This window comes from Rhodospirillum sp. A1_3_36, assembly GCF_047263945.1.
GTDB lineage: Bacteria > Pseudomonadota > Alphaproteobacteria > Rhodospirillales > Rhodospirillaceae > Rhodospirillum.
Window position 1 is genome coordinate 184,238 of the sequence record NZ_JBLAVB010000008.1, and the last position, 24,685, is coordinate 208,922.

A 24,685-nucleotide genomic window follows, 5' to 3' on the forward strand; every position below is an offset into this window, starting at 1 on the left:
AACATATTACTGAGTCAAGGGGCGGCACTTGCCCCGTTTCATTTTGTTAATATGTTATCGTTAGGCGGCGCGGGGTGGTAAACCGGAGGCTGAGCCGCTATACCCGCAAGACACAGCAGGGAGGGATCACTGGCAATGGAGGAGCAAGAGGAGAGGAGCACCCCGACAGGGGCTATGGGACCGATCGCCTATGGCAACCTGCCCTTGTTGCTGGCGCGCTCTCGAGAAGCGGTAATCTCCCATTTCCGGCCTTTGCTGAAGCATATTGGCTTGACGGAACAGCAATGGCGGATCATCCGCGTGTTGGCCGACCAGGGCGAAATGGAACAACGCCTGTTGGCCGAGACCTGCCATATCCTGGGGCCGAGTCTGGCGGGGATCTTGAACCGCATGGAAGAGATGGGCCTGATTGACCGGCGCAAAGTGCCCACGGACCAGCGGCGGGTCATGGTTTCGGTCTCTGACAAGTCCCAGGCTTTGGTAAAAGAGATGGCGCCCTTGGTGGAAACCCAATACCGCTATCTGGAAGATGCCATGGGCCGGGAGTTCATCGAGTCCCTCTTCGCTCATCTGAACCAAATCCTGGCTTTGCGGGACCAACCCATCCGCCATGTGGAGCCCCCAGAGTCCCTCAAGCCGGTCCGGCGGGACGGCGAGGGCTGATCAGGGGGCGGGTGATTCCGGGGCTTTCAGGATCAGGTCGACAAGGGTCATCGCATCGGCTTTCAGGCGCGCGGAATCGTCATGGATGCGCTCCATAACGGCGAGGCCCCGGGTATGGGTGACGACAAGTCTGGCCGCCGCACCAACGGGGAGGCGCAGGTGGATCTGCTCCGACTCAAGGCGTTCGACGAGGCAGGTCTCCAGTCCAGTCAAGAGGGTCTGTAAAGCCTGTCGAATTTTCGGATCGCGCGCCGCTTCATCGGTCGCCGTCTTGGTTGTCAGGCATCCCCTGCCATTCTGCCGAATCGTCTCGATGGTGAAGTCGAAAAAGGCGGCCAGCGCCGCGCGTGGGTCCGGGGCGGCCAGGGTGGCGCGAACCCTCGAAAGATACCGGTCATGGAGCGCCAGGTAAGCGCGGAGAAACAGCGCCTCCTTGCTGCCGTAGGCGTTGTAGAGTGATCCCCTTTGCACCCCGGTCACGGCTGCGAGTTCCTGCATCGACGTGGCAGAGAAGCCCTTTTTCCAAAACAGCTCCAATGCGTCGCCCAGCAGCCGATCCTCGTTGAATTGCCTGACACCGACCATCGGCGACGTCCCCCCCCCCAATTGAGCGCCCCCTTGATGTAATCGGTCTTGACAGCTGCGTCAAATTTGACACTAGTGTCAATCTTGACGCAGGTGTCAAAGATTATCCCTGGATACCTACACATTGCCCTGCCGTCACCACAGCCCATCAGCCTCTCTTCGAGAAGGACATCCCATGATCCGCTTCTATTTCCACCCCACGCCCAATCCGGCCAAGATCGCCCTGTTGCTGGAGGAAACAGGTCTGCCCTACGAGTTGGTTCCGGTCGATATCAGCAAGGGTGAGCAGCATGCTGCGGCGTTCCGGGCGATCAATCCAAACGGCAAGGTTCCGGCTATCGTGGACACCGAGGGTCCCGATGGGGGGGAGGCGCGGGTTTTCGATTCAACGGCGATCCTGATGTATCTGGCGGAAAAGGTTGGCGCTTTCCAGGGGCGTCCGGAAGACCGCCCGGAGCTGCTGTCCTGGCTTCTGTTCATCGCTTCGGGTCTGGGACCGTTTTCCGGACAGGCTGTGCATTTTCAATATGCAGCGCCAGAGGGGCTCGACTACGCGTCCAACCGCTACCGTAGGGAAGTCGAACGCCATTATGCCGTTTTGGACGACCACTTGGCCGGGCGGACCTTTGTTGTCGGGGATCGCTTTACAATCGCCGACATCTCGGCCTGGGGATGGATTGACCGGGCGGCCCGGGTCATGAAGGGGGAAGAGGATCCCCTTGCGTCCTTCCCGAACTTGGCGCGGTTCATGGACACCATCAATGCCCGTCCCACTGTGGCCCGCGCTCGCGCTTTCGGAGCTGACCATACGTTCAAAACCGCCGTGGATGAGGAGACCAAGCGCGCCCTGTTTCCGTCAAATTATCCGCAGGAGGTCTGATTTCATCGTGATCTAATGGTGAAGGGCTGCAGCAGGTCTTTGCGCAGGTGAGGCAGAAGGATGGCAGCCCGCTTGGCGTTCGACCCCAATTGCACCCCCCCCCGCCAATTCCAAAGGCCGCAGTGAGGAAAGAGCTTGCCGCCGCCGTGCCAAGCAGGGCCAAGGCCAAGGCAAGGGATCGTCCATCGGGCAGCCAATCCATAGCCGACCTCTCGTTTTGTCCCTTGGGATGCGGGATTTGTGCGCCCTAAAGTGCTCCGAGGCCAAATTGGGCCACTTCTCGGCCCAATTTGGCCTCAAAGGCACTCTACATACCAAGCGGCGCGGGTTGAAACCCAGGCCGCTTTTCTTGCGTTCAAACGCCAGGCGGGCTGTTACGCGCCATAAGGCGCGGCGGCCACTTGGCCGCTTCCAAGGTGCGGTGAGGCAAACTCACCGCACCTGGGTATAAGTGGGTATCGGTCAAGGAATTGGAAAAAGGACAAAAAAATCCCCGGTCGGTAATAGGGGGGAACCGACCGGGGGAATACCCGGAGAGGAAATGCGTCGAGAGAGACTCCCCGGGCAGGGGAATAAGGGGATGAAATCTCGAAGGAAGACCCAAGGTTGGGCCACCAGTCTTGCGCCTTTAAATGAATCCTTCCCCAAATGGACACATTCTCTGGATCGGCACGCGACGCATCTTCCTTCGACAGGGAAAGACCTATCAGCTTTGTGTGCGACGCGGTATCGGCACGAATGCTGAGGATCTACGGGGTTAATCGGCTCTTCATCCGTAATAATACGGATGCGCGGCTGACGGAAATCAGGGCATCTGTCAAAACCAAACCTTCTTGTTTCAGGCGACCCTAACGATGCCTTTCCGAAAAAAAAGCCGGAGCATGACCCTCAAGCAGAAGATGATTTTGCTGGCGATTGTCCCGCTCGTTCTCTCCATGGCGTCTGTGACCGGCATGATCATCATGAAATCCCGGGCTCTGGTCGATGCCGAGGTCGGCGCTTTGGAGCGCCATGCTTTGAACGCGAAGAAGGCAGAGTTAAAGAACTACATGGCGCTCGCTTTGACGGCCATTGACCATATTTACCAAAACGCGGGGCCGGACGACGCGGAGGCCAAGGAGAAGGTTCGTTCTATCCTGAAGGAACTCCGTTATGGGCAGGACGGATATTTCTTCATCTATGACCGGAATGGGGTCAATATCGTTCACCCCAAACAGGCTTTCCGGGAGGGAGGACGCTGGCTGGACCTGAAGGACGTCCATGGTGTGCCCGTGGTCAAGCCCATGCTGGACAAGGCCTTGGCCGGGGGAGGCTTCCATCGCTACACTTGGGAGGTCCCCACCACGGGACAGGTCACCGATAAGATCAGCTATTCGGTCATGCTCGACCGCTGGGGTTGGATGGTCGGTACCGGGATCTACATCGACGATGTGTTGCGGGAGAGTGATCGGATCCGCGAGGATGTTTCCGCTAATATCCTGGAGATGGCGGTGGGTATGGCCGTGATTACCTTTGCCGGGATCGTCATGGTCTTCGCTTCGGGGGTGGCGGTAAACTTGGGGGAGCGGCGACTGGCCGATCGCAAGCTCAAGGACCTGACCCGACGCATCGTGGAATTTCAGGAGGAAGAACGGGCCCGTGTCTCCCGCGAGCTGCATGATTCGATCAGTCAGATCCTGGTGTCGGTGAAATATGCTCAGGAACTGGCCATGGATCGGGTGCGGGAGGGCGCCGACGATGCCTTGGGGCCCTTGGAGAAGGGGCAGGAGGCGCTTCGTCAGGCGATCAGCGAAGTGCGGCGCATCAGCCGTGACCTGCGACCCAGTCTGCTGGATGATCTGGGGCTGTCTCAGGCTCTGCAGGCCCTGGCCCGGGAGTTTGGTGAACGCACGGGGCTTCGGATGACGATTCGTGTGGCCGAGGATCAGGACACCCTGTCACCGGAAGCCCAGACGACCCTCTATCGGGTGGCCCAGGAAGCCTTGACCAATATTGAACGCCATGCCCAGGCCCGGCGGGTGAGCCTGCACCTGCGCCACGACCGGGAAGGCATGCATTTGCGGATTGAGGACGACGGTCGGGGATTTGACTCCGTGGAGATCAGCGACAGGACCCGGCCGGGGCAGGGAATCGGCTTGCGCAACATGGCTGAGCGAATGCAGTTCCACGATGGAAGCTTACAAGTGATATCCTCACCAGGCGGAGGGACAAAAGTGAGAGCCTCCCTGCCGCCGACAAATAGGGTTCTGGACCAGGGCGACATGTCCTTCAACCGGGATGCCCACAGGGAGACGGAAAGAGAATGACAATGGCCATACGGGTTTTGCTCGTGGACGACCATCCTTTGGTGGTCGAAGGGATCCATGCGCGCCTGGAGACGGAATCGGATATCACTGTGGTCGGCGAAGCTTTCGATGGGCTAGCGGCCCTATCCCTCATCGAAACGGTCCAGGCGGATATCGTGTTGATGGACATCAACATGCCCAAGCTGAATGGTATCGACACCATGGAGCGGATGAGGAGGGAACACCCAGACCTCAAGGTCCTGGTTCTGTCCATGCATGACAATCGGGAATATATCGCCAACGTCCTGCGGGCCGGGGCGCGGGGCTATGTGTTGAAGGATGTCCCCTCGCGCGAGATCGTCACGGCGATCCGTGCGGTCCACCGGGGCGGCAGTTACTTCAGCGGCCGGGTGTCAGAACAACTTCTGGACCTGGACCGGTCGGACAATGGACCTTTGACCAATCGGGAACAAACCATCCTGCACATGTTGGCCGAAGGGTTGAGTAACAAGGACATCGCCCGGGACCTGGACCTGTCCGTGCGCACGGTGGAAACCCACCGAACCAACATCAAACGGAAACTGGGAATCGACAGCACCGCAGGCCTGACCCGCTATGCCATGAGCCGCGGTTTGGTGAAATAGGAGAGAGGGGATCGCGAGGCGTATTTTCAGTCGGTGATCACAGGGCTTTCAATGCGCGGTTTTGCTGTGTTGGTGGCGAATTCCGTTGGTATACTCTCCCAAGGCCTCTGCGGTTGTGGGGAAACGCAGTATGAATCGCACAGTATATAACGAAAAAATTAAGCTTTTTGCTGGTTTTATCAATACTATGGCTGCGGCTTGCTTCTCGATTGGTGTCCTCGCACCCGTTGTCGCGACGACCTTTGATCTTCCGGCGGATGGAAAGGCAGGCGTGGGCGAAATGGTTTTCCGTGTTGTATATTGGTTCGCGGCATCCACTATACTCCACATCGGTGCATCATCCATTTTGGGGAGGTTGCGATAGCGATGGATATGGACGACTTCGCTTTCATCCTGTTGCCTTTGGCACTGTGCGTGGTGGGCTTGGGGATTATCGCTTGGGCTCGGTTGTGGCCGGTTCATGAGAAACGGTTGGCTACCAAGTATTCAAAGACGGAAAATGACGACGCCGCGATGGTCCGTCGTGACGTTGAGGCGATTATCGAACCTGTGTCCCTATTCGCATCGGGGCATCAAGCCAGAACCCATATGCGGAACGTGCTGAAAAGCGCCGAACTCACCGCACAGGGTGAGTATCCCTTACCCAATCCTTTACCCGAGGAGTTGAGGGAGTCGAGGCGGTTGTTTTTTGTCAAGGCATTCAATAAGTCCATTGGGGAGCGGGCGCAGCGTCGGAGTTTATGGGTGAAGGGTGCCGCCAAAAAGCAGGGAACAGGAAGAGAATCAATCTCCGGTCGATAAATCCTTCGGAGAAGGGGAAGACTCTGGCAATCTTCGCCTTTTCGGCTGGGCGATGGAAGGGTAGAGTCCGCTCACTTTTTCCTTCGCCCCGAAAACGAGATCATCTCCCATGCTCCAGATCAAGTACCTGCCCCATTACGACCGGGAGGCCTTTGGCCCCGTGGGCTATGCCAAGCCGGGCGATGCTGGCTTCGACCTGAAGGCCGCCCTTGCCGCGCCGGTCACCCTCGCGCCGGGGGATATCACCATTATCCCCGCCGGGATTGCGGTGGCCGTGCCCGAGGGCTTCGAAATGCAGGTGCGCTCCCGTTCCGGCCTGTCCACCAAGGGGGTGATCGTTGCCAACGCCCCAGGAACGGTGGATTCCGGCTACCGGGGCGAGGTGGGGGTGATCCTCACCAATATTTCCCGGGAGCCCATGACGATTCAGCCGGGGGACCGGGTCGCCCAGGCGGTCCTCGCCGCGGTTGCCCATATGCCCTTCCATGAGGTGACCGAGTTGCCTCCGTCGGAGCGGGGGGCTGGAGGCTTTGGGTCGACCGGCGTTTCCGCCACAGTCAAGGCCTGAGCTAGAGTGAAACGGGATCAGCTTGAGTCAAGCTGATCCCGTTTCACTCTAATTATAGAGATCTTAGAGTATCTTCGAGATCAAGTTTGGTCGCAAAGCGACCCAACTTGATCTCGGAATACTCTAACCCGTTTCGTTGCCCCAAACCGAGCTTAAAAGAGCCGCCGCATAAGGATCCCGCCCCATGTCCGAGCTGATTTTCGCCCCCACTGCCACGGTCGTCGCCTCTTCGGTCATGGATCCCGGAGGGATGGGACATTGGGCCGGAGAGATGGGCTATGGCGCGCTTCTCGCCGATCCCGAAACCCCCCTGGGGGATATCGCCCAGGCCGGGGCGGCGGGGGCCTCCGCCGACGCCCTGCCCGAGTTCTCCGGGCGGTTCTGCTACCGCTCCTTCAAGAAGGGGCGTCCGGCCAATGAATATGTCGGGCATATTCTGGACAGCGGTCATGGCTCCGTGCTGGAACACGCCTCCGTTTCCATGGCCATTGCCGGGGTCTCCCGCAGCCTGACCCACGAATTGATCCGCCACCGGGCGGGCACGGCCATCTCCCAGGAGAGCCAGCGCTACGTGGACGCCAAGGACGTGAACTTCATCCTGCCTCCGCTGCTGGTGGCCGAGGTGGAGCATCTGCGTGAAAAGGGCAACGGAACCGGAGCGGACGCCCTGGTCAAGGACTTTCTGGCCGACTGTATGTCCAGCCTGAAGGCCTATCAGAAGTGGCAGGAATCCTTCCGCGCCCATGTGGCGGAACTGGGGGTGACCGACAAGACCCTGATCAAAAAGCGCGCCAACGAGGCCGCCCGCTGCATGCTGCCCAACGCCACGGAAACCCGCCTCGTCTGGACCATGAACCTGCGGGCGGCCCGTCATATCATTGAACTGCGCGGTCACCGGGACGCAGACCTGGAAATCCGCCGGTTGGCTTGCCTGATGGCCCGCCGCCTGAAAGAGGTCGCGCCCTTGGTCTTCGAGGACGTGAGTCTGTTCACCGATGACGATGGCTTTGACAGCGTCAAGGTTGGCTACCGCAAGGTCTAAGATCTGATCTGGGGGGAGGGCCGTGCTATGGGGCGACCCTCGGAGCTGACAGCGACTCAGGCCCGGCGGATCGCATTGCGTGCCGCCGGGCTGGGACGCCGTCGCCCCAAGGCGGAACCGGGAACCCGCCATCTGACGGGGGTGCTGGATCGGCTGGGACTCCTGCAGATCGATTCGATTAACGTCCTGGCTCGGGCGCACCGGGTTCCCCTGTTCTCCCGCCTGGGACCCTATGCCGAAGCCTTGCTGACCCGCGCGGCCCAGGGGCCGCGCCGGACGCTTTTCGAATATTGGGGGCATGAGGCCTCTCTGATTCGTTTGGACCTCCATCCCCTGCTGCGGTGGCGCATGGCCGATGCCCGAGCCAATCGGGGTATCTATGGCGGGTTGGCCCGCTTCGCCCAGGACAAGGGGCCGCTGATCGATGCCGTGTTGGAGCGACTCTCCCGTGACGGTCCCTCCACCGCCCGCGCCCTCTCGCCGGAGGGGGAGGGGCGGACCGAAGCTTGGTGGGGGTGGAACAACACCAAGCGGGCTTTGGAATGGCTTTTCTGGGCGGGACTCGTGACCTGCCGGGAACGGCTGCCGACCTTCGAACGGGTTTATGACCTGCCGGAGCGGACCTTGCCGGGGGAGATCCTGGCCCTGGCCACGCCCCCCCGGGCGGAGGCCATGCGCGGACTGGTCGCAGTGGCAGCCAAGTCCCTGGGGGTGGCGACGGAATTGGACCTGCGGCGCTATTTCCGTCTCCCCTCCGGCGAGGTCGCCCAGGCCCTGGCCGTGTTGGAGGAAGAAGGGACCCTGCGCCCGGTCCAGGTGCGGGGCTGGGAGACTCCGGCTTGGCTTTCGGCGGAGGACCATGCGGTGACGCCCCTCAAGCTGGGCTGCCGTTTGCTCTCTCCCTTCGATCCTCTGCTGTTCGAACGCCCCCGGGTAGAGCGCCTGTTCGATTTCCATTACCGCATCGAGATCTATGTCCCGGCGGAAAAACGGGAATATGGCTACTACTGCCTCCCAATTCTGCTTGATGACCGGCTGGTGGGGCGGGTCGACTTGCGGGCGGATCGCGGGGCTAGGCGGCTGGTGGTGGAGTCACTCCACCTGGAGCTTGGGGTGGACCCGGCGGAACTCTCCCCAGCGCTGACCAGAGAGTTTTCTCTGGTGGCCCAATGGCTGGGTTTGAGTTTGGGGTAGGAGGTGTCGGAATCGGTGCCATTCCATCCAAATCCATGGTCCGGTCTTGAGGTCGGCGGAATCGGAGCTAAATGGGAGGTCATGACCGGGGGTTCTCCCCCATTCCCTCACCAAGGAGTCGCCCCGTTGAGTGATCAAACCGAATACACGCCCCCCAAGGTCTGGACCTGGGACCAGGAGAGCGGCGGCCAGTTCGCCAATATCAACCGGCCCATCTCGGGGCCAACCCATGACAAGGACCTGCCCGTCGGGAAACATCCGTTCCAGCTCTATTCCCTGGCCACGCCCAATGGGCAGAAGGTCTCGATCATGCTGGAGGAATTGCTGGCCCTGGGGCACACCGGGGCGGAGTACGATGCCTGGCTGATCCGCATCAACGAGGGCGATCAGTTCTCCAGCGGCTTTGTGGGGGTCAACCCCAATTCAAAGATTCCTGCGTTGATGGACCATTCGGAGCCGGAGCCGGTTCGGGTGTTTGAATCCGGGGCGATCCTGCAGTATCTGGCGGAGAAGTTCGGCGCTTTCCTGCCGACGGAGCGGGCCGCGCGGGCCGAATGCCTGTCCTGGCTGTTCTGGCAGATGGGCAGTGCTCCCTACCTTGGAGGCGGTTTTGGTCACTTCTACGCCTATGCGCCCTTCAAAATGGAATACCCCATCAATCGCTTCGCGATGGAAGTGAAGCGGCAATTGGATGTTCTGGACCGCCGCCTTGCGGAGGTGCCCTATCTCGGCGGCGAGGACTACACCATCGCCGATATCGCCACCTTCCCCTGGTACGGCGGGTTGGTGAAGGGACGGCAATATGAAGCCGCAGAATTCCTGTCGGTGCATGAATATACCAACGTTCTGCGCTGGGCCGATCGCATCGAGGCCAGACCTGCCGTGAAACGGGGGTTGATGGTGAACCGCGTGAAAGGCGACCCGTCGAAGCAGCTCCGCGAACGGCATGATGCGGGCGACTTCGACACCAAGACCCAGGACAAGTTGGAGGGGGAACAGGCGTAACCCCTCCCCAAAGAAGGGGCTTTTCCCCAAAGATGGAGGCGTTCAAAAGATCCAGTGCTTCGGGCCCTGGATCTTTTTTTATGGTCCCCAGAGCACCGTCGCTGGTCGCTTGCGGGGGCTTTGTGAGCGAAGAGTGTTCGCATCGCTGTGAAATCAGTAAGGTGAAACCTGGGGCAAGAGAAGAGGGTCGAGGAAATTGTCTTTTACACTCAGGCAACTGCAGTATTTCGTGGCCGTTGCCGAACAGGGGACGGTGTCGGGGGCGTCTCGTGTCTTGTCCATCTCGCAATCGGCCATTACGGAAGCGGTGAAGGAGTTGGAGAGTGATTTGGGGGTGTCGTTGTTCGAGCGGCATTCGCGGGGATTGAACATCACCCAGCAAGGACATCAGTTCCTCCGCCATGCCACGAAGATCCTCTCGAATGTCGCCGAGGCCAAGCAGGTCTTCACCGATGCACCCGATCAGAAATTCGGGTCCTTGCAATTGGGTGTGACCTCGCTGGTTGCCGGCTATGTGTTGTCCGATATTCTGGCCCGATATCGCCGCGCCTTTCCCGGCGTGGAAGTAAAGACCTTGGAAGATGACGGCAATTACCTGGAGCATCTTCTTGTGGGGGGCGAACTCGATGTCGCCGTCATGTTGCTCAACAATCTCCGTGACCGGCAGGCCCTGCAATTTGAAACGCTGGAAACCTCGCCTTTCAGCCTGTGGCTTCCCTCCGGCCATGCCTTGACGGCCAAGGACTCCATCGAGATGGCCGATATCGCCGATCAACAGTTGATCATGTTGACGACCGATGAAATGGAGGAGGCGACCCGCAAGCTGCTCGCCGTCTTCGATGCCCGCCCAAAGGTCGCCTTCCGGACGCGCTCGGTGGAGGCCGTCCGGAGTTTGGTGGCGACCGGGGCTGGGCTCGCGCTGCTGCCCGACATGATCTATCGCCCCTGGTCGCTGGAAGGCGACCGGATTGAGACACGCGACGTGTCGGCCTCCCTTCCTGCGGTCAATGTGGGGCTGGTCTGGCGCAGGGGCTTGAGCCTGTCCTCGCCCGTGAAGGATTTCATCGTGCTTGCCCAGACACAAAGAAGCCCGAGATTGCGGTGATCTGGGAGTGAATTCGGAAATTCCGATAGGATCTTTCTGTTTAATGAAATTGCGAAATCTCCCTTGCCTCGTATCCTCTTCCCTATCCAGAAAAGCGGTTTGGAGTGTCATTGATCGGCGGGAGATTCCATCCGCGCCGGGACCATAAAAGGGAGACTATGCATATGAAATCCACGCATTTGTTGAATTTCCTATCCGCCTCGGCCCTGACCATCGGCATGGTGGCGCCCGCCTATGCTGCGGATATGCAGACCTCCATTGGTCCGGGGGAAGGAGAAGTCGATATCGTCGCTTGGGCCGGTTATATCGAGAACGGGGAAAGCGACCCAGCCTATGACTGGGTGACCGATTTCGAAAAACAAACCGGCTGCAAGGTCAACGTCAAGACCGCCGCCACATCCGACGAAATGGTTACCTTGATGAATCAGGGGGGCTTCGATCTGGTGACAGCATCGGGAGATGCGTCGCTTCGGTTGATTGCTGGTGGCAAGGTGCAGCCCATCAATGTCGATCTGATCCCGAGCTGGAAGGCCGTCGATGAGCGCCTGCAGAATGCGCCTTGGCATACCGTAGAGGGCGTCCATTACGGGACCCCCTATCAGTGGGGGCCGAATGTGCTGATGTACAATACCAAGGCTTTCGGCGGAAAGGCGCCGGACAGTTGGGATGTCGTCTTCAAGGAAATGACCCTGCCAGACGGCAAGTCCAACAAGGGGCGTGTCCAGGCCTATGATGGTCCGATCTACATCGCCGATGCGGCGCTCTACCTGAAAACGGCGAATCCCTCGCTGGGGATCACGGACCCCTATGAACTGACCGAGGACCAATACGCGGCGGCGCTTGAGCTGCTAAAGGGCCAGCGTGCGTTGGTCAGCCGCTATTGGCACGATGCGACCGTTCAGACCGACGACTTCAAGAACGAGGGAATGGTGGCCTCCGGCTCCTGGCCTTATCAAGTCAATCTGCTGGTGGCCGATGGACAACCGATCGCCTCGACCATTCCCAAGGAAGGGGCAACCGGTTGGGCCGATACGACCATGATGCATGCCGAGGCTGCCCACCCCAATTGTGCCTATCTGTGGATGGAACATTCCCTGGACCCGAAGGTGCAGGGGGATGTGGCCGCCTGGTTCGGGTCGGTTCCCACGGTTCCTGCGGCTTGTGAGGGCAATGCGCTTCTTGGTGACGGCGGATGTGCCACCAATGGCTTCGATAATTTTGACAAGATTTCCTTTTGGAAGACGCCCGTTTCCACATGCGAGGCCGGTACCTGTGTGCCCTATCGCCGTTGGGTGAACGACTACATCGCGGTCATGGGCGGATAAGCCAGACCGTACCGGACGACGCTGGGCTGCCGCCCAGACCCGCTTGGGGGCATATGCCCCCAAGCCCCCTATTTTTCTATGACTGGGAGGCCGGGGCAGAGCTTTGCTTCAGATCCTGCCTCGTGCCGTCCTCTCAGGAGACGTCGAATGACGACTGCCGTCACGTTCCGTGCCGTATCCCGTCACTTTGGCCCCGTTCGCGCCGTCGACGCCGTCGATCTGGACATTGCCGCAGGGGAGTTCTTCGCGATGCTCGGGCCGTCCGGTTCGGGGAAGACGACCTGCCTGCGTCTGATCGCCGGTTTCGAACAGCCGACCAGTGGTACAATCACCATTTTCAAGGAAGACACGACCGGGGTGCCGCCCTGGCGCCGCCATGTGAACACGGTCTTTCAGGATTATGCGCTCTTTCCCCATATGAGCATTCGCGACAATGTCGCCTACGGATTGATGGTCAAAGGCGTTGACGCCAAGACCCGGCACAAGGCCGCCGAGGAGGCCCTGGAGCTGGTCAAGCTTGGCGGCTATGGCGACCGCAAGACCGGCCAGATGTCCGGTGGCCAGCGCCAGCGTGTGGCCTTGGCCCGCGCGCTGGTCAACAAGCCAAGTGTCCTGTTGCTCGATGAACCCCTGGGTGCGCTGGATCTGAAATTGCGCGAAGCGATGCAGGAGGAATTGAAGAGCCTGCAAAGAAAGCTGGGGATCACCTTTGTTCTGGTCACCCATGATCAGGGCGAGGCCCTGTCCATGGCCGATCGGGTGGCGGTGTTTAACCAGGGCAAGATCGTCCAGGCGGGCACGCCGGAGGATATCTACCACAATCCGAAGACCCGCTTCGTCGCCGATTTCGTCGGCTCGGCCAATGTTCTGCCGCCGTCGCTCATGGAAAAACTGACCGGAACATCCGCCTGGGCGGGATTGAGGCCGGAACAGATCGGCTTGTCCGGTGGCGAGGGCCGGTTGGCGATCGACGGCACGGTGACGGACTCGAGTTTCCTCGGCGCCGTGCGCCGTGTCGCGGTCAACGCCGACGGCCAAATCATCCACGCCAATCTCCCCGCCAATGTGGTGGTGCCCGAGGCCGGTGCCCCTCTGACGCTCCATTTCGAGCGGTCCGCCCTGACACTCCTGGACGATGCCTCATGATCGCGCCACCGACGGCTGACAGCCTTCCGTCACGGATATCCGGCGTGTTGTGGCGGCGGCCTGCCCTGCTCATCCTGCTACTCTTGACGCCGCCGCTCCTGTGGTTGGGCATTGTGTACGTGGGATCGCTGGTCTCGCTGTTGCTGCAAAGCTTCTTTTCCGTCGATGACTTCACCGGTCAGGTCAAATACGACCTGACCCTGTCCACCTATGCCGAGCTGTTTCGGCCATCGAATTTCGATATTCTCCGGCGCACAGTTGTCATGGCGGCACTGGTAACCATCGCCTCGGCGATCCTCGCCTTTCCCATCGCCTATTACGCCGCCCGCTACGCCAAGGGGCGTTGGAAGGCGGTCTTCTATCTCGGCGTCATGTTGCCGCTGTGGTCGAGCTATCTCGTCAAGATCTATGCCTGGAAGATGATTCTCTCCAAGGAGGGCATCATCAGCTGGGTTGCCGCCAAGCTGCACCTGACCTTTCTGCTGGAGGGTTGGCTGTCCCTGCCGGAGGTGGGGGGCAATTCCCTTTCGGTCAGTTCGACAGGCACCTTCCTGGTCTTCGTCTATATCTGGTTGCCCTACATGATCCTGCCGGTTCAGGCCGCCTTGGAGCGGGTTCCGTCCAATCTTGTCGAGGCGTCCTATGATTTGGGCGCGGCGCCCGGGAAGACCTTCCGCCATGTGCTGCTGCCGATGGCTCTGCCGGGCGTCGCTGCGGGCTCGATCTTCACCTTCTCGCTGACCCTTGGCGATTACATCGTGCCGGGCATTATCGGGACGTCCCGCTTGTTCATCGGCCAAGTGGTCTATGTCCAACAGGGCACGGCCGGAAACATTCCGCTCGCTGCGGCCTTCTCGGTCGTGCCGGTTGTCATCATGGCCTTCTATCTGTGGCTCGCCAAGAAACAGGGGGCTTTCGATGCGCTCTAATCACGGGAAAGCACCGCTGGCGCTGAAGCTGGCGGCGGGCGGGGGGCTTCTGTTCCTGCATCTGCCGATCCTTTTGATCTTCGTCTACGCCTTCACGACGGAGGACAAGAGTTTCCAATGGCCGCCCCCGGGTCTGACCCTGCGCTGGATCTCGGCCACCTGGGAGCGACCCGACGTCTGGCGGGCGCTGGCGCTGTCGGTCAAGGTCGCTTCGGTCGCGACGCTGTTGGCGATGACCCTGGGGACACTCTGCGCGGCGGCCCTGTCCCGGGCCCGCTTCTTTGGCAAGGAAGGCATCACCCTTCTGGTGATCCTGCCGATTGCCCTGCCGGGGATCGTTACCGGCATCGCCTTGCGGTCGGCCTTTGGTCTTGCGGATATGTCCTTTTCGTTCTGGACGATCGTGCTTGGCCACGCCACGTTTTGCATTGTGGTGGTTTACAACAACGCGGTGGCGCGCTTCCGGCGGCTGTCCACCTCCCTGGTGGAGGCCTCCTATGACCTTGGCGCCAATGGCTTCCAGACATTTCGCTACATCATTTTGCCAAATATTGGGACCGCGCTGCTTGCGGGGGGAATGCTCGCCTTTGCGCTGTCCTTTGACGAGGTGATCGTCACGACCTTCACCGCAGGTCAGCAACAGACATTGCCGATTTGGATGCTGGAGGAGCTCATCCGCCCCCATGAACGCCCGGTGACCAATGTGGTGGCCATGGCGGTGGTGCTCGTGACCTTCCTGCCCATCCTGTTGGCCTACTATATGACGCGTGACGGCGAAGAAACCGCCGGAGCCGGGAAGTAAACGGACAGAAAGGACTTTATGCATGGATACCGAAATGCTCATCGGCTCGGCCTTCGTCAAGGGAGAGGAGCAGGAGGAAACGATCCTGAACCCGAGAACCGCTGAAACCATTCTTGATCTGCCGGAGGCGTCACCCGCCCAGATCGACGCGGCGATTGGCTCGGCCAAGGCCGCCTTCTCGGGCTGGTCGAGGACGACCCCGGCGGACCGGTCCGGCTATCTCCTGAAGATCGCCGACGCCATCGAAGCCGAGGCAGAGGGCTTTGCGGCGCTGGAGGCCTTGAATTGCGGAAAGCCCTATACCGCCGTTCTGAACGACGAAATCCCCGCAATTGTCGATTGCTACCGCTTTTTCGCGGGCGCGGTGCGCACCATGCCAGGGGCGCTGGCTGGGGAGTACCTCCCTGGCTTGACCTCGATGATCCGCCGGGATCCGGTGGGGGTGATCGGGTCCATCGCGCCGTGGAACTATCCGCTGATGATGATGGCCTGGAAACTTGCGCCCGCCCTTGCAGGTGGAAATACAGTGGTGTTCAAGCCATCGGAACAGACGCCGCTGACCGCGCTGAAAATGGCCAAGCTGCTGGCCGCCATCCTCCCGGAAGGCGTGGTCAATATCATTCTCGGTCGGGGTGAAAGCGTGGGCAATGCCCTGATCAACCATCCGTCCATCAATATGGTGTCCATCACTGGAGATATCGCCACCGGTAAGAAGGTGCTCCAGGCTGCCGCCAAATCGGTCAAGCGCACCCATCTGGAACTGGGCGGCAAGGCTCCGGTGGTCATTTATGGGGATGCGGATCTGGAGGCGGCGGTCGCCGGGATCCGAGCCTTCGGGTACTACAACGCGGGGCAGGATTGCACGGCGGCTTGCCGGATTTACGCCCATAAGTCCGTGTACGACAAGTTCGTCGCGGACCTGTCGTCGGCGGTGTCCACCATCCACTACGATGACGCCGACGACAGCAAAAATGAGATCGGTCCCCTGATTTCCGCACGCCAGCGCGACCGGGTCGCCAGCTTTGTGCAACGGGCCGCCGAGGTCTCGCATATGGAAGTGACGACCGGAGGTGCTCTGCCGGACGGCCCGGGCTTCTATTACAAGCCAACGGTGATTGCCGGAGCCTTGCAGACGGACGAAGTTGTGCGGCGCGAAATCTTTGGCCCGGTCGTCTCGGTCACGGCCTTTGGCGACGACGACGATGTGATCGATTGGGCGAACGATTCGGATTACGGCCTCGCGTCTTCGGTGTGGACGAAGGACATTTCCAAGGCGATGGCCGCCTCGGCGCGGCTGCGTTACGGCTGCACCTGGATCAATACGCATTTTATGCTGTGCAACGAAATGCCGCACGGCGGCTTGAAGCAGTCCGGCTACGGCAAGGATATGTCGCAATACGCCCTGGAGGACTATACGGTCGTGCGGCACGTCATGATTAATCACGCGTAGGGCGGAGTGTTGTCTGACGCCCGATGGAGCACGGTACACGACAGGGGATGATTTCCCGTCACGGGGCTTTGCCCCGTTCCCCCCCCCTCTTTGGCGAGTCTGGGGCCGAAAGGCCCCAGACTCCGGGCTAAGAAAAATGGGGGTTTGGGGGCATTTGCCCCCAAATGGGCTTGGGCAAGCGCCCAAAAAATATAGGACACTGTCGTGCACGGTGCTGATGGCGACCGAAATGCATGGGGGAAGCCCCATGCATTTTGTCGGTCTATGTTGCGGTCAGCGGTTTGCGCTGGGGACGAACAGGGCTGAGCTGGAGACGCCAAAGCCCTTCCACCTAGAAAAGGGGGGCGTTGTCTCAAAGCTATGTTTCTAAAGCTGGAAAATTGGAGCGGGTGAGGGGAATCGAACCCCCGTATTCAGCTTGGGAAGCTGATGTTCTACCATTGAACTACACCCGCCTAGGCGCGTCAGAGCGCGTCCGGTCCATCCATATAGTCGAGCCTCGGGCGTTTGGCAAGCGGTCGATGTGATGCTTTCTTCAACCCATGCCTCCGCCCATTCTGGACAGGACCGACGCCAGATGGTATCGCGGGAGCCCCCATGGGGGAATGGACGGGTGGAGAGCGGATTCTCCCCGTCGTCATGGACCCTTTCGATCCAAGGATAAAGACAGTGGCCGCCCTGCAGCCGGTTCGAGGAACCCACGACTATCTGCCCGATGACTCCCGCGCCCACCGGGCGGTGGAGGACACCGCACGGGAGGTCGCCGAACGCTTCGGCTTTGGCGAGATCATCACCCCCATCTTCGAGTTCACCGATGTGTTCGCCCGCACCCTGGGCGATACCTCCGATATCGTGACCAAGGAGATGTACACCTTCGAGGACCGCTCCGGTGATCGCCTGACCCTGCGTCCGGAGAATACCGCAGGCGTAGCCCGGGCCTTTATCTCCGGCGGTTTGGCCCAGAGTGTCCCCGTCAAGCTGTTCTACCGCGGCCCCATGTTCCGCCACGAACGCCCCCAGAAGGGACGCCTGCGCCAGTTCCATCAGGTTGGCGTCGAACTGCTCGGTGTGGAAGGGCCCCTGGGGGATGTCGATGTGATCTCCCTGGGCTATCAGCTTTTGGACGCTTTGGGGTTGACCGGGCGCTCCATCCTGCATCTGAACAGTTTGGGGGACCCGGAAAGCCGTCAGGTCTACCGGGAGGCCCTGGTCGCCTATCTGTCCGGCCATAAGGACAAGCTCTCCGAAGACAGCCTGACCCGCATGGACCGCAACCCCTTGCGTATCCTCGATTCCAAGGATGAGGGCGACCGGGAGGTGGTTGCGGGCGCTCCCCTGCTCTCCGATCACCTGAATGCCACCAGTCGGGATTTCATGGAGCGGGTAACCGGCGGCTTGACGGATCTGGGTATCGCCTTCGAATACGATCCCAAGCTCGTGCGCGGGCTGGACTACTATTGCCATACCGCCTTTGAGTTCGTGACCACCGATCTGGGCAGCCAGGGAACAATCCTGGCCGGTGGCCGCTATGATGGGCTGGTCAAGCAGATGGGGGGGCCACCCACGCCGGGTATCGGGTGGGCCGCAGGCGTGGAACGTCTGGCCATGCTGCGGGGTGAGGACGCCGTGACCGCGCCGCGTGCCATTGCCATGATCCCCACCGGGGCCGATGTGGAAAGCGAGGCCCTCAAGCTTGCTGACCGTCTGCGCCGGGCCGGGTTCACCCTGGACCTGGGCTATTCCGGGAACATGGGCAAGCGCATGAAGCGGGCCAACAAGATCAATGCCCGGGCGGCCATCATCGTCGGAAGTGACGAACTGGCCCAAGGCACCGTGGCCGTCCGTGACCTGGATAGCGGGGATCAGGAAACCGTCGCCCTGTCGGCGCTGGAGGCGGTCCTGGTTCGCTTCCGTTAGGGGTCCCTCCCCATGGACGAGGGATCAATGGAAACGGATCGCGCAGGCCTGGAGGGATACGCCTTGGTGGAGGTCAACCACCGGTGCACCCCCATGGGTCTGCGCGACCGTCTCGCCCTCGACGATCCCGGTACGGCTGCCCTGCTCGCCCTGCTGAAGGAGCGGGGAGTGCCCGAGGCTGTGGTTCTGGCCACCTGTGATCGGGTGCAGATCTGCGCCCATGGCGCTGTCGCCGCCCCCCTTGCCCGGATCCTGCTGGATACGCTCCTGGATTGGGGGGGGCTGGCTCCCGGATCTCTGGAAGGAGTCCATCTGACGCTTCTGGGGGCAGCGGTCCCCGCCCATGTCTTTCGGGTTGCGGCCTCCCTGGACAGTCAGGTGATCGGCGAACCCCATGTTTTGGGGCAAGTGAAGGCCGCCCACCGTCTGGCCCGGGATGCAGGCATGGTCAAAGACGACCTCGAAGCCCTGCTGGCGGCGGCCTATGGCGCGGCCAAGACCGCCCGGGCGGAAACGGCGATCGCAGAGGGGGCGGTCAGTATTGCCTCGGCGGCGACGCGGGTTGCCCGGGACCTGCATGGCGACCTGTCCGGCGTGACCCTCCTGTTCCTGGGAACCCAGGACATGGGGGAGTTGGTGGTCGAGCAATTGCGTGCCGCTGGGGTGGGGCATGTGATCGTCTGCGCCCCCCGTCGTCCCCGGGCCGAGGCCGTTGCCGCGCGGATGGGGGTTTCCGTGGCCGACCACGGGGATTTGATGAATTTATTGGTGAGCGCGGATATCGTGGTTGTCGGGCTGGGCGGAGGGGCCGTGGCCTTGGGAGAGGAGGCCATGCGTGCCGCCCTGAAGCGCCGTCGAAACGCGCCGGTGTTGGTGGTCGATACGGGCATCCCGTCCAATGTCGACCCCGGCGTGCAGCGGCTGGACGCAGCCTTTCTCTACGACCTGACCGATCTGGAGGCTGTGGCCGAGAAGGGGCGGGCGAGCCGGGACACCGCAGCCCATGCGGCGGAAGCTCTGGTGGCCCGGGCCGTGGAGGCCTTCGTCAAGGACCGGGGGGGGCGGGTGGCGGGGCCAGCGATCGCCGCCTTGCATGCCCTGTTCGAGGCCAATCGGGCTCGAGCCTTGGCCGAGGCGCCAAATGATGCGGAGAAGGCCACCCGTTTGCTGGTGGGGCGGCTGTTGCATGGTCCCTCCAAGGCCCTGCGGGCCATCGCTGCGGAAGGCGGCGACCCGACGGGGGCGGAGGCCTTGATCAGACGACTGTTTACACTGCCCCCTGACGACGGATCGCCAGGGGTGGGAGAGGATAAGGAAGAAGACAGACCATGAGTTTAGAAGAAAATCTCTCCCGGGTGGTGGCCCGGTACGACGAATTGCGGTCGTTGTTGTCCTCCAGCACTGGAGGCGGCGAGGATTTCGTGCGCATGTCCAAGGAATTGTCGGATCTGACTCCCATTGTCGAGGCCATTGATGCGCTCAACGATGCGAAGGCCGAGTTGGAAGACAGCAAAGCCCTGCTCAGTGATCCGGACATGAAGGACTTGGCGCGCGAAGAAATCGATCGTCTGGAAGACCTGGTCCCCACATTGGAACACCAGGTGAAAGTCCTTTTATTGCCCAAGGACGAGGCCGATGACCGGGGTGTGATCCTGGAAGTCCGGGCCGGGACCGGCGGCGACGAAGCGGCCCTGTTCGCTGCGGAGCTGTTGCGCATGTATGAACGCCATGCCCAGGACCATGGCTGGCGGTTCGAGGTTATGGATGTCAACGAAACCGACATCGGCGGTTTGAAGGAAGCCAGTGCCAGCATTTCCGGCAAGGGAGTCTTTGCCAAGCTCAAGTTCGAATCCGGCGTCCACCGGGTCCAGCGGGTGCCGGTGACGGAGGGGGGAGGACGCATCCACACCTCGGCGGCCACCGTGGCCGTCCTGCCCGAGGCGGAGGAGGTCGACGTGACCATCGACGAAAAGGATCTGCGTATCGATACCTATCGCTCCCAAGGCGCGGGCGGGCAGCATGTGAACACCACCGACAGCGCCGTGCGCATTACCCACGTGCCGACCGGGGTCGTGACCCAATGTCAGGAAGAAAAGTCCCAGCATAAGAACAAGGCCAAGGCCATGAAGATGCTGATGGCCAAGTTGTACGACACCGCACGGCAAAATGCCGACGACGAGCGGGCCGCAGCGCGGAAAAGTCAGGTGGGGTCCGGCGACCGGTCCGAGCGCATCCGCACCTATAATTTCCCCCAAGGCCGGGTGACCGATCACCGTATCGGCTTGACCCTGCATCGCCTGCCGGAGGTCATGGCCGGGACAGCGCTGGACGAGGTCATCGATCCGCTGATCGCGGAGGATCAGGCCGCCCGTCTGGCGGAACTCGGCAGGTGACAGAGATCCTGGGGGAGGGGGCTGCGATCCGTTTCGGGGAGTGGCTGACGCAGGCGGCCGCACGGTTGTTGGCTGCGGACGTGGAGGACTCCCGGCGGGATGCCCGACTGCTGGCCGCCCATGCTTTGGGCGTCTCGGCGGGATCCTTGCTCACCGCCGGGGATCGCATTCTGACGGTGGACGAGCAGGCGGTGCTGGAGCGGCTCATCGCCCGGCGGGCGGGGCGGGAGCCCGTCTCGCGCATCCTCGGGCGCCGGGGGTTCTGGTCGCTGGATTTGGCTTTGGGACCCGATACCCTGGACCCCCGGCCTGATACGGAAGTTCTGGTGGAGCTGGCCCTGGATGCCTTGCCCGAGCGGGGAGCTCCTGGGCGAATTCTCGACCTGGGAACCGGAACGGGGTGCATTCTGTTGGCTCTGTTGACGGAAAGACCGAATGCGACGGGGATTGGGGTGGATATTGCTGCGGGTGCCGTGGCCGTCGCTCGGGACAATGCGCGGTCCATTGGGCTGGAGGATCGGGCGGTGTTCGTCGAGGGCAATTGGACCGATGGCCTTGAGGGAGTGTTTGACTTGGTGGTGTCCAATCCGCCCTATATTCCCCATGGGGACATGGCGGGGCTGGAGCGGGAGGTGATTGCCTTTGATCCCCACAGGGCCTTGGATGGGGGCACCGATGGCCTCGACCCCTATCGGATCCTGGTTGGGACGGTGCCTCGGCTGCTTCGACCGGGGGGGTGCATTGCGGTGGAGTTTGGTATGGGGCAGGGGGGAGCTGTCGCGGAAATTTTCGATGGGGGGGGCTTTGAATGGCTCGAAACACGGCGAGATCTGTCCGATTTGGAGCGCTGTTCCTTGTACAGATGGGGAAGATTGTGAAAAACCCGCTGACAGGATGGGGGTTCAGTGAAAAAAGGTCTGGAAAAAAGACCAAGGGACGAATAGGGTTCTAACGAACGCGAAGGAAATCCTCGTATCTCCTCAAGGGGAAGAGGGCCTCGTCGGGATCCCCAGGAAAAGCCGTGCAGACCTTCTCTCAACGGGAAGGCCCCGTCGGGTTGGGCCGAGGGGAGTGTCGAGCCGGAGGAAAACGGGGTATCGGGCATGAATTGGGAACGGCGTGGCCGGTTCCCGATAAAAATACCGGATCGGTGGGGGCCGCCGGACTCGCGACAGACGGATGGAATTGGGTGGGAGATCCTGGGTGGGGCTCCGAAAGCCGTTTGGCGCGCTGGTTGAGATAACGGGAACGATCAGATTCGAAGGCAACCGAATCGCAGTGGTTGTCGTGATGGGCTTGGTCCCATGATCGGCGACCTGCCCTTTTGTTCAGGGGGACACCTTTGGACAGGGAATACGATGCGGATTTCAATAACGCTCCTCTTTCGGGGGAGACGCCTTCGCGGATCTTGCGGAGGGAAATGGAACGGAGCCGTGCAGTGATTGCCGGACTCGTTCGACTTGACTGCAACCGGATGGTCTTCCGGTTTGGTTTTGGGTCTATGTCCGTGGAAACACGGGATTTGGGTCCGACACGCGCCACCTGGATGGCGTCGGGACTGGTGGTCCGCTGGTTTGGCGGATACCCCGTTCCAAACGTCCGATCGCCGGTTTAGGACAAAAGGGGGGAAATCCCCTTCCGATTACGGCGCGAACCACTGTTTATCCTATCGTCACCATAGAGATTTGACGGCACCATGAAAAATGCGAACAACAGAGGTCGTCCCCGCGGCCGCAGCAATAGCAATATGAACGGTAAACGCCCGCCCAATCGGAACCAGGTTTTCGATAGCAATGGTCCGGGAATTCGGGTGCGTGGGAACGCCCAGCAATTGGTCGAAAAATATCTGGCGATGGCCCGGGACGCATCCTCCCAGGGGGATCGGGTGCTGACGGAGAATTGCTACCAGCATGCAGACCATTATCAGCGTGTTCTCAATGCCCTGACCGGACGCTATATCAAGCCTGATGATCAGCAGCAATCCTCGCCCAATATGGATGACGATGAGTTTGGTGACGACGAGGATGGGGGCGAGTCCTACATCGATCCCAATGGCGAACAGCCTCGCGAGCAGCGGGAGTACCGTGAACAACGGGAACCTCGGGAGCAGCGCGAGCCCCGCGAGCCTCGAGGTCGGGGGGGCCGCCGGAGCCGTCAGGATCGGTCCGACCGTCCGGAACGGACAGAACGTCAGGACCGCCCGGAACGGACAGAGCGCCAGGACCGTCCGGAACGGTCAGAACGTCAGGACCGTCCGGAACGGTCAGAGCGCCAGGATCGTCCGGAACGGTCAGAGCGCCAGGATCGTCCGGAACGGTCAGAGCGCCAGGATCGTCCGGAGCGGTCAGAGCGTCAGGACCGTCCGGAACGGACAGAGCGTGAAGACCGAGCGGCAGCCCCCGCAGCCGAGGGCAAGAGCGATGTCGAAGAGCGGCCCGTAACCCCGGTGGAGGCTCAAGGGGAGACACCCGTTGCGTCGACGCCCCCGGAAGCCCCTGTTGCTGCGCCCCCGGAGGCTCCTAAGGAGGCTCCGGCTTCTTCGGATACGACGGAACAGTCGTCGGTAGGGGCCGCGGACGCGGCAGAGAAGCCCGTTCGGCCCCGCCGTCGCCGTCGGACGGCTGCGGAAATGGCCGAAGCCCGGGCTGCCAAGGAAGCCGCCAAGAAAGAGAGTGGGTCTGAGGAAAAAGCGGAGAACCAGAACGTTCCCGCCTAAAGTGTTCCGAGATCAAGTTGGGCCAAGACGTGCCGAACTTGATCTCGAAGGTCCTCTAAGAGTCCGACGGTGACGACGACGGTATTGAAACAATGAGAGTTGTTTCTGGTTGGTCTCTAAAGACATCAAGGCTGCGCCCCGGTTTGGGGCGCGGCCTTTTTTCATGTCTGTTTGGAGTGTAGCGACGGTTTTAGAGTGAAATGGGGCCAGCTTGTTCCAAGCTGATCCCATTTCACTCTAGGCTTGCACGGCGTCCGGCGGCGATCAGCCCGTAAATACAGGCCGCGACCACCAGGAAGGCGCCGACTTGCTGGGGAGTGACCGACTCGTCGAGGAAGAACGCGGACAGCACTATGGTCAAGGCGGGCCAGGGGGTGGTGATGGAACTGGCCATGGAAACGGCAATGAAGCGCATGGCGTGGAACCAGACAATCAGTTCCACGGTATAGACGAACCCTAAGGCCAAAGCGAAAGTTTGCCCAGACAGGTCTCCCAGGCTGTGCAGAAGGTTCCCCGGTGCGAGGATCGCGGCCAGTATTCCCAGGAATAGGGTGGAGAGGAGAACCCGGATAAAGGTCACTTGAACCGGCGTAATGGGGGTGTTGCCCAGTTCCTCGCGGATGATAACGTGGGCGATACTCCAAAGGAACGGGACCGCGAGGGCCACCAGGAACCAGGGGGAAAGCCCCTCAATCCGGAAGGTTCCATCCGTTCCCAGGAAGATCAGGGCCGCAATCAGACCCACCGTGAAGAGCAGTTCCAAAGGGGTCTTGCGGCGCTTCAGGAACAGGCTTTCCCACAGGATAGCGAACAGGGGATAGGCCTGAATGGCAATGGCTCCACTGACCGCCCCGGCCTTTTCCACGCCCAGGACATAAAGGTAGGTGGACAATCCGAACAGAACGCCGGTGATCAAAGTCACCAGGATGGTCCGGGTGCGTTCCCGGGGCGGGAAGGTTGCGCCGAAGATCCCTTTTCTCCCGGAAGCCGCCTCGTGAAGGAACAGGGGCAGGGCAAAGACCACCTGCCAGCAGGACAGGAAAAAGGCGAAGGTCAACGCGTCGATTCCCGACGGTCGCCCGTTCGACAAAATGGGCATGATCCCCAGAATGCAAAGACAAATGAAGGCCAGGGCGATGCCTCGTCCGGACTGTGTGTGAGTCATGGCAAAAATCCGTGGTCAATTGCAGTGATTGGTAGGATGATTGCTCTCTGAAATAACGGTATCAATGGAT

22 protein-coding genes and 1 tRNA gene are annotated in these 24,685 nt (G+C 61.0%); 20 read left to right on the forward strand and 3 right to left on the reverse strand.

Going from position 1 to position 24,685, the window contains the following annotated elements; translation table 11 throughout:
- The first annotated feature begins 135 nt into the window (after positions 1–135).
- Complete coding sequence (gene hpaR / locus ACLIRY_RS17325) at positions 136–663, forward strand: homoprotocatechuate degradation operon regulator HpaR (RefSeq protein WP_413206668.1); 528 nt, start codon at positions 136–138, stop codon at positions 661–663.
- Here hpaR and ACLIRY_RS17330 read toward each other — a convergent pair whose 3' ends face one another.
- On the reverse strand, positions 664–1,248 hold the full coding sequence (locus ACLIRY_RS17330) for a TetR/AcrR family transcriptional regulator (RefSeq protein WP_413206669.1): 585 nt from the start codon (positions 1,246–1,248) through the stop codon (positions 664–666). It lies immediately after the preceding gene.
- Positions 1,249–1,423: 175 nt separating this feature from the next.
- Here ACLIRY_RS17330 and ACLIRY_RS17335 point away from each other — a divergent pair, with 175 nt between their 5' ends.
- The 14 genes from ACLIRY_RS17335 to ACLIRY_RS17400 all read left to right on the forward strand — a co-directional run bounded on the left by ACLIRY_RS17335 (position 1,424) and on the right by ACLIRY_RS17400 (position 16,424).
- Complete coding sequence (locus ACLIRY_RS17335; protein ID WP_413206670.1) at positions 1,424–2,128, forward strand: glutathione S-transferase family protein; 705 nt, start codon at positions 1,424–1,426, stop codon at positions 2,126–2,128.
- A gap of 881 nt (positions 2,129–3,009) precedes the next feature.
- Complete coding sequence (locus tag ACLIRY_RS17340) at positions 3,010–4,434, forward strand: cache domain-containing protein (protein WP_413206671.1); 1,425 nt, start codon at positions 3,010–3,012, stop codon at positions 4,432–4,434.
- Positions 4,431–5,057: a response regulator transcription factor gene (locus ACLIRY_RS17345; protein WP_413206672.1), complete on the forward strand. Its 627-nt coding sequence runs from the start codon at positions 4,431–4,433 to the stop codon at positions 5,055–5,057. The genes ACLIRY_RS17340 and ACLIRY_RS17345 overlap by 4 nt, the downstream gene beginning before the upstream one ends.
- Positions 5,058–5,423: 366 nt before the next feature.
- Positions 5,424–5,858, forward strand: a complete 435-nt coding sequence (locus ACLIRY_RS17350; protein ID WP_413206673.1) for a hypothetical protein — start codon at positions 5,424–5,426, stop codon at positions 5,856–5,858.
- 109 nt (positions 5,859–5,967) lie between these two features.
- Positions 5,968–6,426 carry a dUTP diphosphatase gene (gene dut, locus ACLIRY_RS17355; protein WP_413206674.1) on the forward strand — a complete coding sequence of 153 codons (459 nt, stop codon included), beginning with the start codon at positions 5,968–5,970 and terminating at the stop codon, positions 6,424–6,426.
- A gap of 184 nt (positions 6,427–6,610) precedes the next feature.
- Entirely contained in the window at positions 6,611–7,468 is an 858-nt protein-coding gene (thyX, locus tag ACLIRY_RS17360; protein ID WP_413206675.1) for an FAD-dependent thymidylate synthase, read from the forward strand.
- Positions 7,469–7,495: 27 nt separating this feature from the next.
- Complete coding sequence (locus tag ACLIRY_RS17365) at positions 7,496–8,662, forward strand: winged helix-turn-helix domain-containing protein (RefSeq protein ID WP_413206676.1); 1,167 nt, start codon at positions 7,496–7,498, stop codon at positions 8,660–8,662.
- Positions 8,663–8,788: 126 nt separating this feature from the next.
- Positions 8,789–9,667, forward strand: a complete 879-nt coding sequence (gene yghU, locus ACLIRY_RS17370) for a glutathione-dependent disulfide-bond oxidoreductase (protein WP_413206677.1) — start codon at positions 8,789–8,791, stop codon at positions 9,665–9,667.
- A gap of 196 nt (positions 9,668–9,863) precedes the next feature.
- Positions 9,864–10,772, forward strand: coding sequence for a LysR substrate-binding domain-containing protein (locus tag ACLIRY_RS17375; RefSeq protein ID WP_413206678.1), 909 nt, complete (start codon positions 9,864–9,866; stop codon positions 10,770–10,772).
- A gap of 164 nt (positions 10,773–10,936) precedes the next feature.
- Positions 10,937–12,097 (forward strand): ABC transporter substrate-binding protein, encoded by a 1,161-nt coding sequence (locus ACLIRY_RS17380; protein ID WP_413206679.1) that lies wholly within the window; start codon positions 10,937–10,939, stop codon positions 12,095–12,097.
- A gap of 147 nt (positions 12,098–12,244) precedes the next feature.
- The gene (locus ACLIRY_RS17385) at positions 12,245–13,243 is read left to right on the forward strand and encodes an ABC transporter ATP-binding protein (RefSeq protein WP_413206680.1); all 999 of its coding nucleotides are present in this window, start codon (positions 12,245–12,247) and stop codon (positions 13,241–13,243) included.
- Positions 13,240–14,172 carry an ABC transporter permease gene (locus ACLIRY_RS17390; protein WP_413206681.1) on the forward strand — a complete coding sequence of 311 codons (933 nt, stop codon included), beginning with the start codon at positions 13,240–13,242 and terminating at the stop codon, positions 14,170–14,172. The genes ACLIRY_RS17385 and ACLIRY_RS17390 overlap by 4 nt, the downstream gene beginning before the upstream one ends.
- Entirely contained in the window at positions 14,162–14,974 is an 813-nt protein-coding gene (locus tag ACLIRY_RS17395) for an ABC transporter permease (protein WP_413206682.1), read from the forward strand. Before ACLIRY_RS17390 ends, ACLIRY_RS17395 begins: the two co-directional genes overlap by 11 nt.
- A gap of 22 nt (positions 14,975–14,996) precedes the next feature.
- Positions 14,997–16,424, forward strand: coding sequence for a gamma-aminobutyraldehyde dehydrogenase (locus ACLIRY_RS17400; RefSeq protein WP_413206683.1), 1,428 nt, complete (start codon positions 14,997–14,999; stop codon positions 16,422–16,424).
- Positions 16,425–16,805: 381 nt separating this feature from the next.
- On the opposite strand, the gene ACLIRY_RS17405 is transcribed toward ACLIRY_RS17400, so the two are convergent.
- Positions 16,806–16,879 (reverse strand) — tRNA-Gly (locus ACLIRY_RS17405).
- A gap of 214 nt (positions 16,880–17,093) precedes the next feature.
- Between ACLIRY_RS17405 and hisS the strand changes: the two genes are divergently transcribed.
- The 5 genes from hisS (at position 17,094) to ACLIRY_RS17430 (ending at position 23,450) form a co-directional block, all read left to right on the forward strand.
- The gene (gene hisS, locus ACLIRY_RS17410) at positions 17,094–18,341 is read left to right on the forward strand and encodes a histidine--tRNA ligase (RefSeq protein ID WP_413206708.1); all 1,248 of its coding nucleotides are present in this window, start codon (positions 17,094–17,096) and stop codon (positions 18,339–18,341) included.
- Positions 18,342–18,368: 27 nt separating this feature from the next.
- Positions 18,369–19,673 (forward strand): glutamyl-tRNA reductase, encoded by a 1,305-nt coding sequence (gene hemA, locus ACLIRY_RS17415; protein ID WP_413206684.1) that lies wholly within the window; start codon positions 18,369–18,371, stop codon positions 19,671–19,673.
- Positions 19,670–20,734 carry a peptide chain release factor 1 gene (prfA, locus tag ACLIRY_RS17420; RefSeq protein WP_413206685.1) on the forward strand — a complete coding sequence of 355 codons (1,065 nt, stop codon included), beginning with the start codon at positions 19,670–19,672 and terminating at the stop codon, positions 20,732–20,734. The genes hemA and prfA overlap by 4 nt, the downstream gene beginning before the upstream one ends.
- Positions 20,731–21,612 carry a peptide chain release factor N(5)-glutamine methyltransferase gene (gene prmC / locus ACLIRY_RS17425; protein ID WP_413206686.1) on the forward strand — a complete coding sequence of 294 codons (882 nt, stop codon included), beginning with the start codon at positions 20,731–20,733 and terminating at the stop codon, positions 21,610–21,612. The genes prfA and prmC overlap by 4 nt, the downstream gene beginning before the upstream one ends.
- An 869-nt stretch (positions 21,613–22,481) precedes the next feature.
- Complete coding sequence (locus ACLIRY_RS17430) at positions 22,482–23,450, forward strand: DUF4167 domain-containing protein (RefSeq protein WP_413206687.1); 969 nt, start codon at positions 22,482–22,484, stop codon at positions 23,448–23,450.
- A 232-nt stretch (positions 23,451–23,682) separates the two neighbouring features.
- Here the strand turns inward: ACLIRY_RS17430 and ACLIRY_RS17435 are convergent, their stop codons facing one another.
- Complete coding sequence (locus ACLIRY_RS17435; RefSeq protein ID WP_413206688.1) at positions 23,683–24,615, reverse strand: DMT family transporter; 933 nt, start codon at positions 24,613–24,615, stop codon at positions 23,683–23,685.
- Between the last annotated feature and the right edge of the window lie 70 nt (positions 24,616–24,685).

Coding starts and splice junctions, on each gene's coding strand:
- hpaR (WP_413206668.1), top strand. CDS start 136: ATGGAGGAGCAAGAGGAGAGGAGCACCCCGACAGGGGCTATGGGACCG.
- ACLIRY_RS17330 (WP_413206669.1), bottom strand. CDS start 1,248: ATGGTCGGTGTCAGGCAATTCAACGAGGATCGGCTGCTGGGCGACGCA.
- ACLIRY_RS17335 (WP_413206670.1), top strand. CDS start 1,424: ATGATCCGCTTCTATTTCCACCCCACGCCCAATCCGGCCAAGATCGCC.
- ACLIRY_RS17340 (WP_413206671.1), top strand. CDS start 3,010: ATGACCCTCAAGCAGAAGATGATTTTGCTGGCGATTGTCCCGCTCGTT.
- ACLIRY_RS17345 (WP_413206672.1), top strand. CDS start 4,431: ATGACAATGGCCATACGGGTTTTGCTCGTGGACGACCATCCTTTGGTG.
- ACLIRY_RS17350 (WP_413206673.1), top strand. CDS start 5,424: ATGGATATGGACGACTTCGCTTTCATCCTGTTGCCTTTGGCACTGTGC.
- dut (WP_413206674.1), top strand. CDS start 5,968: ATGCTCCAGATCAAGTACCTGCCCCATTACGACCGGGAGGCCTTTGGC.
- thyX (WP_413206675.1), top strand. CDS start 6,611: ATGTCCGAGCTGATTTTCGCCCCCACTGCCACGGTCGTCGCCTCTTCG.
- ACLIRY_RS17365 (WP_413206676.1), top strand. CDS start 7,496: ATGGGGCGACCCTCGGAGCTGACAGCGACTCAGGCCCGGCGGATCGCA.
- ACLIRY_RS17380 (WP_413206679.1), top strand. CDS start 10,937: ATGAAATCCACGCATTTGTTGAATTTCCTATCCGCCTCGGCCCTGACC.
- ACLIRY_RS17385 (WP_413206680.1), top strand. CDS start 12,245: ATGACGACTGCCGTCACGTTCCGTGCCGTATCCCGTCACTTTGGCCCC.
- ACLIRY_RS17390 (WP_413206681.1), top strand. CDS start 13,240: ATGATCGCGCCACCGACGGCTGACAGCCTTCCGTCACGGATATCCGGC.
- ACLIRY_RS17395 (WP_413206682.1), top strand. CDS start 14,162: ATGCGCTCTAATCACGGGAAAGCACCGCTGGCGCTGAAGCTGGCGGCG.
- ACLIRY_RS17400 (WP_413206683.1), top strand. CDS start 14,997: ATGGATACCGAAATGCTCATCGGCTCGGCCTTCGTCAAGGGAGAGGAG.
- hemA (WP_413206684.1), top strand. CDS start 18,369: ATGGAAACGGATCGCGCAGGCCTGGAGGGATACGCCTTGGTGGAGGTC.
- prfA (WP_413206685.1), top strand. CDS start 19,670: ATGAGTTTAGAAGAAAATCTCTCCCGGGTGGTGGCCCGGTACGACGAA.
- ACLIRY_RS17430 (WP_413206687.1), top strand. CDS start 22,482: ATGAACGGTAAACGCCCGCCCAATCGGAACCAGGTTTTCGATAGCAAT.
- ACLIRY_RS17435 (WP_413206688.1), bottom strand. CDS start 24,615: ATGACTCACACACAGTCCGGACGAGGCATCGCCCTGGCCTTCATTTGT.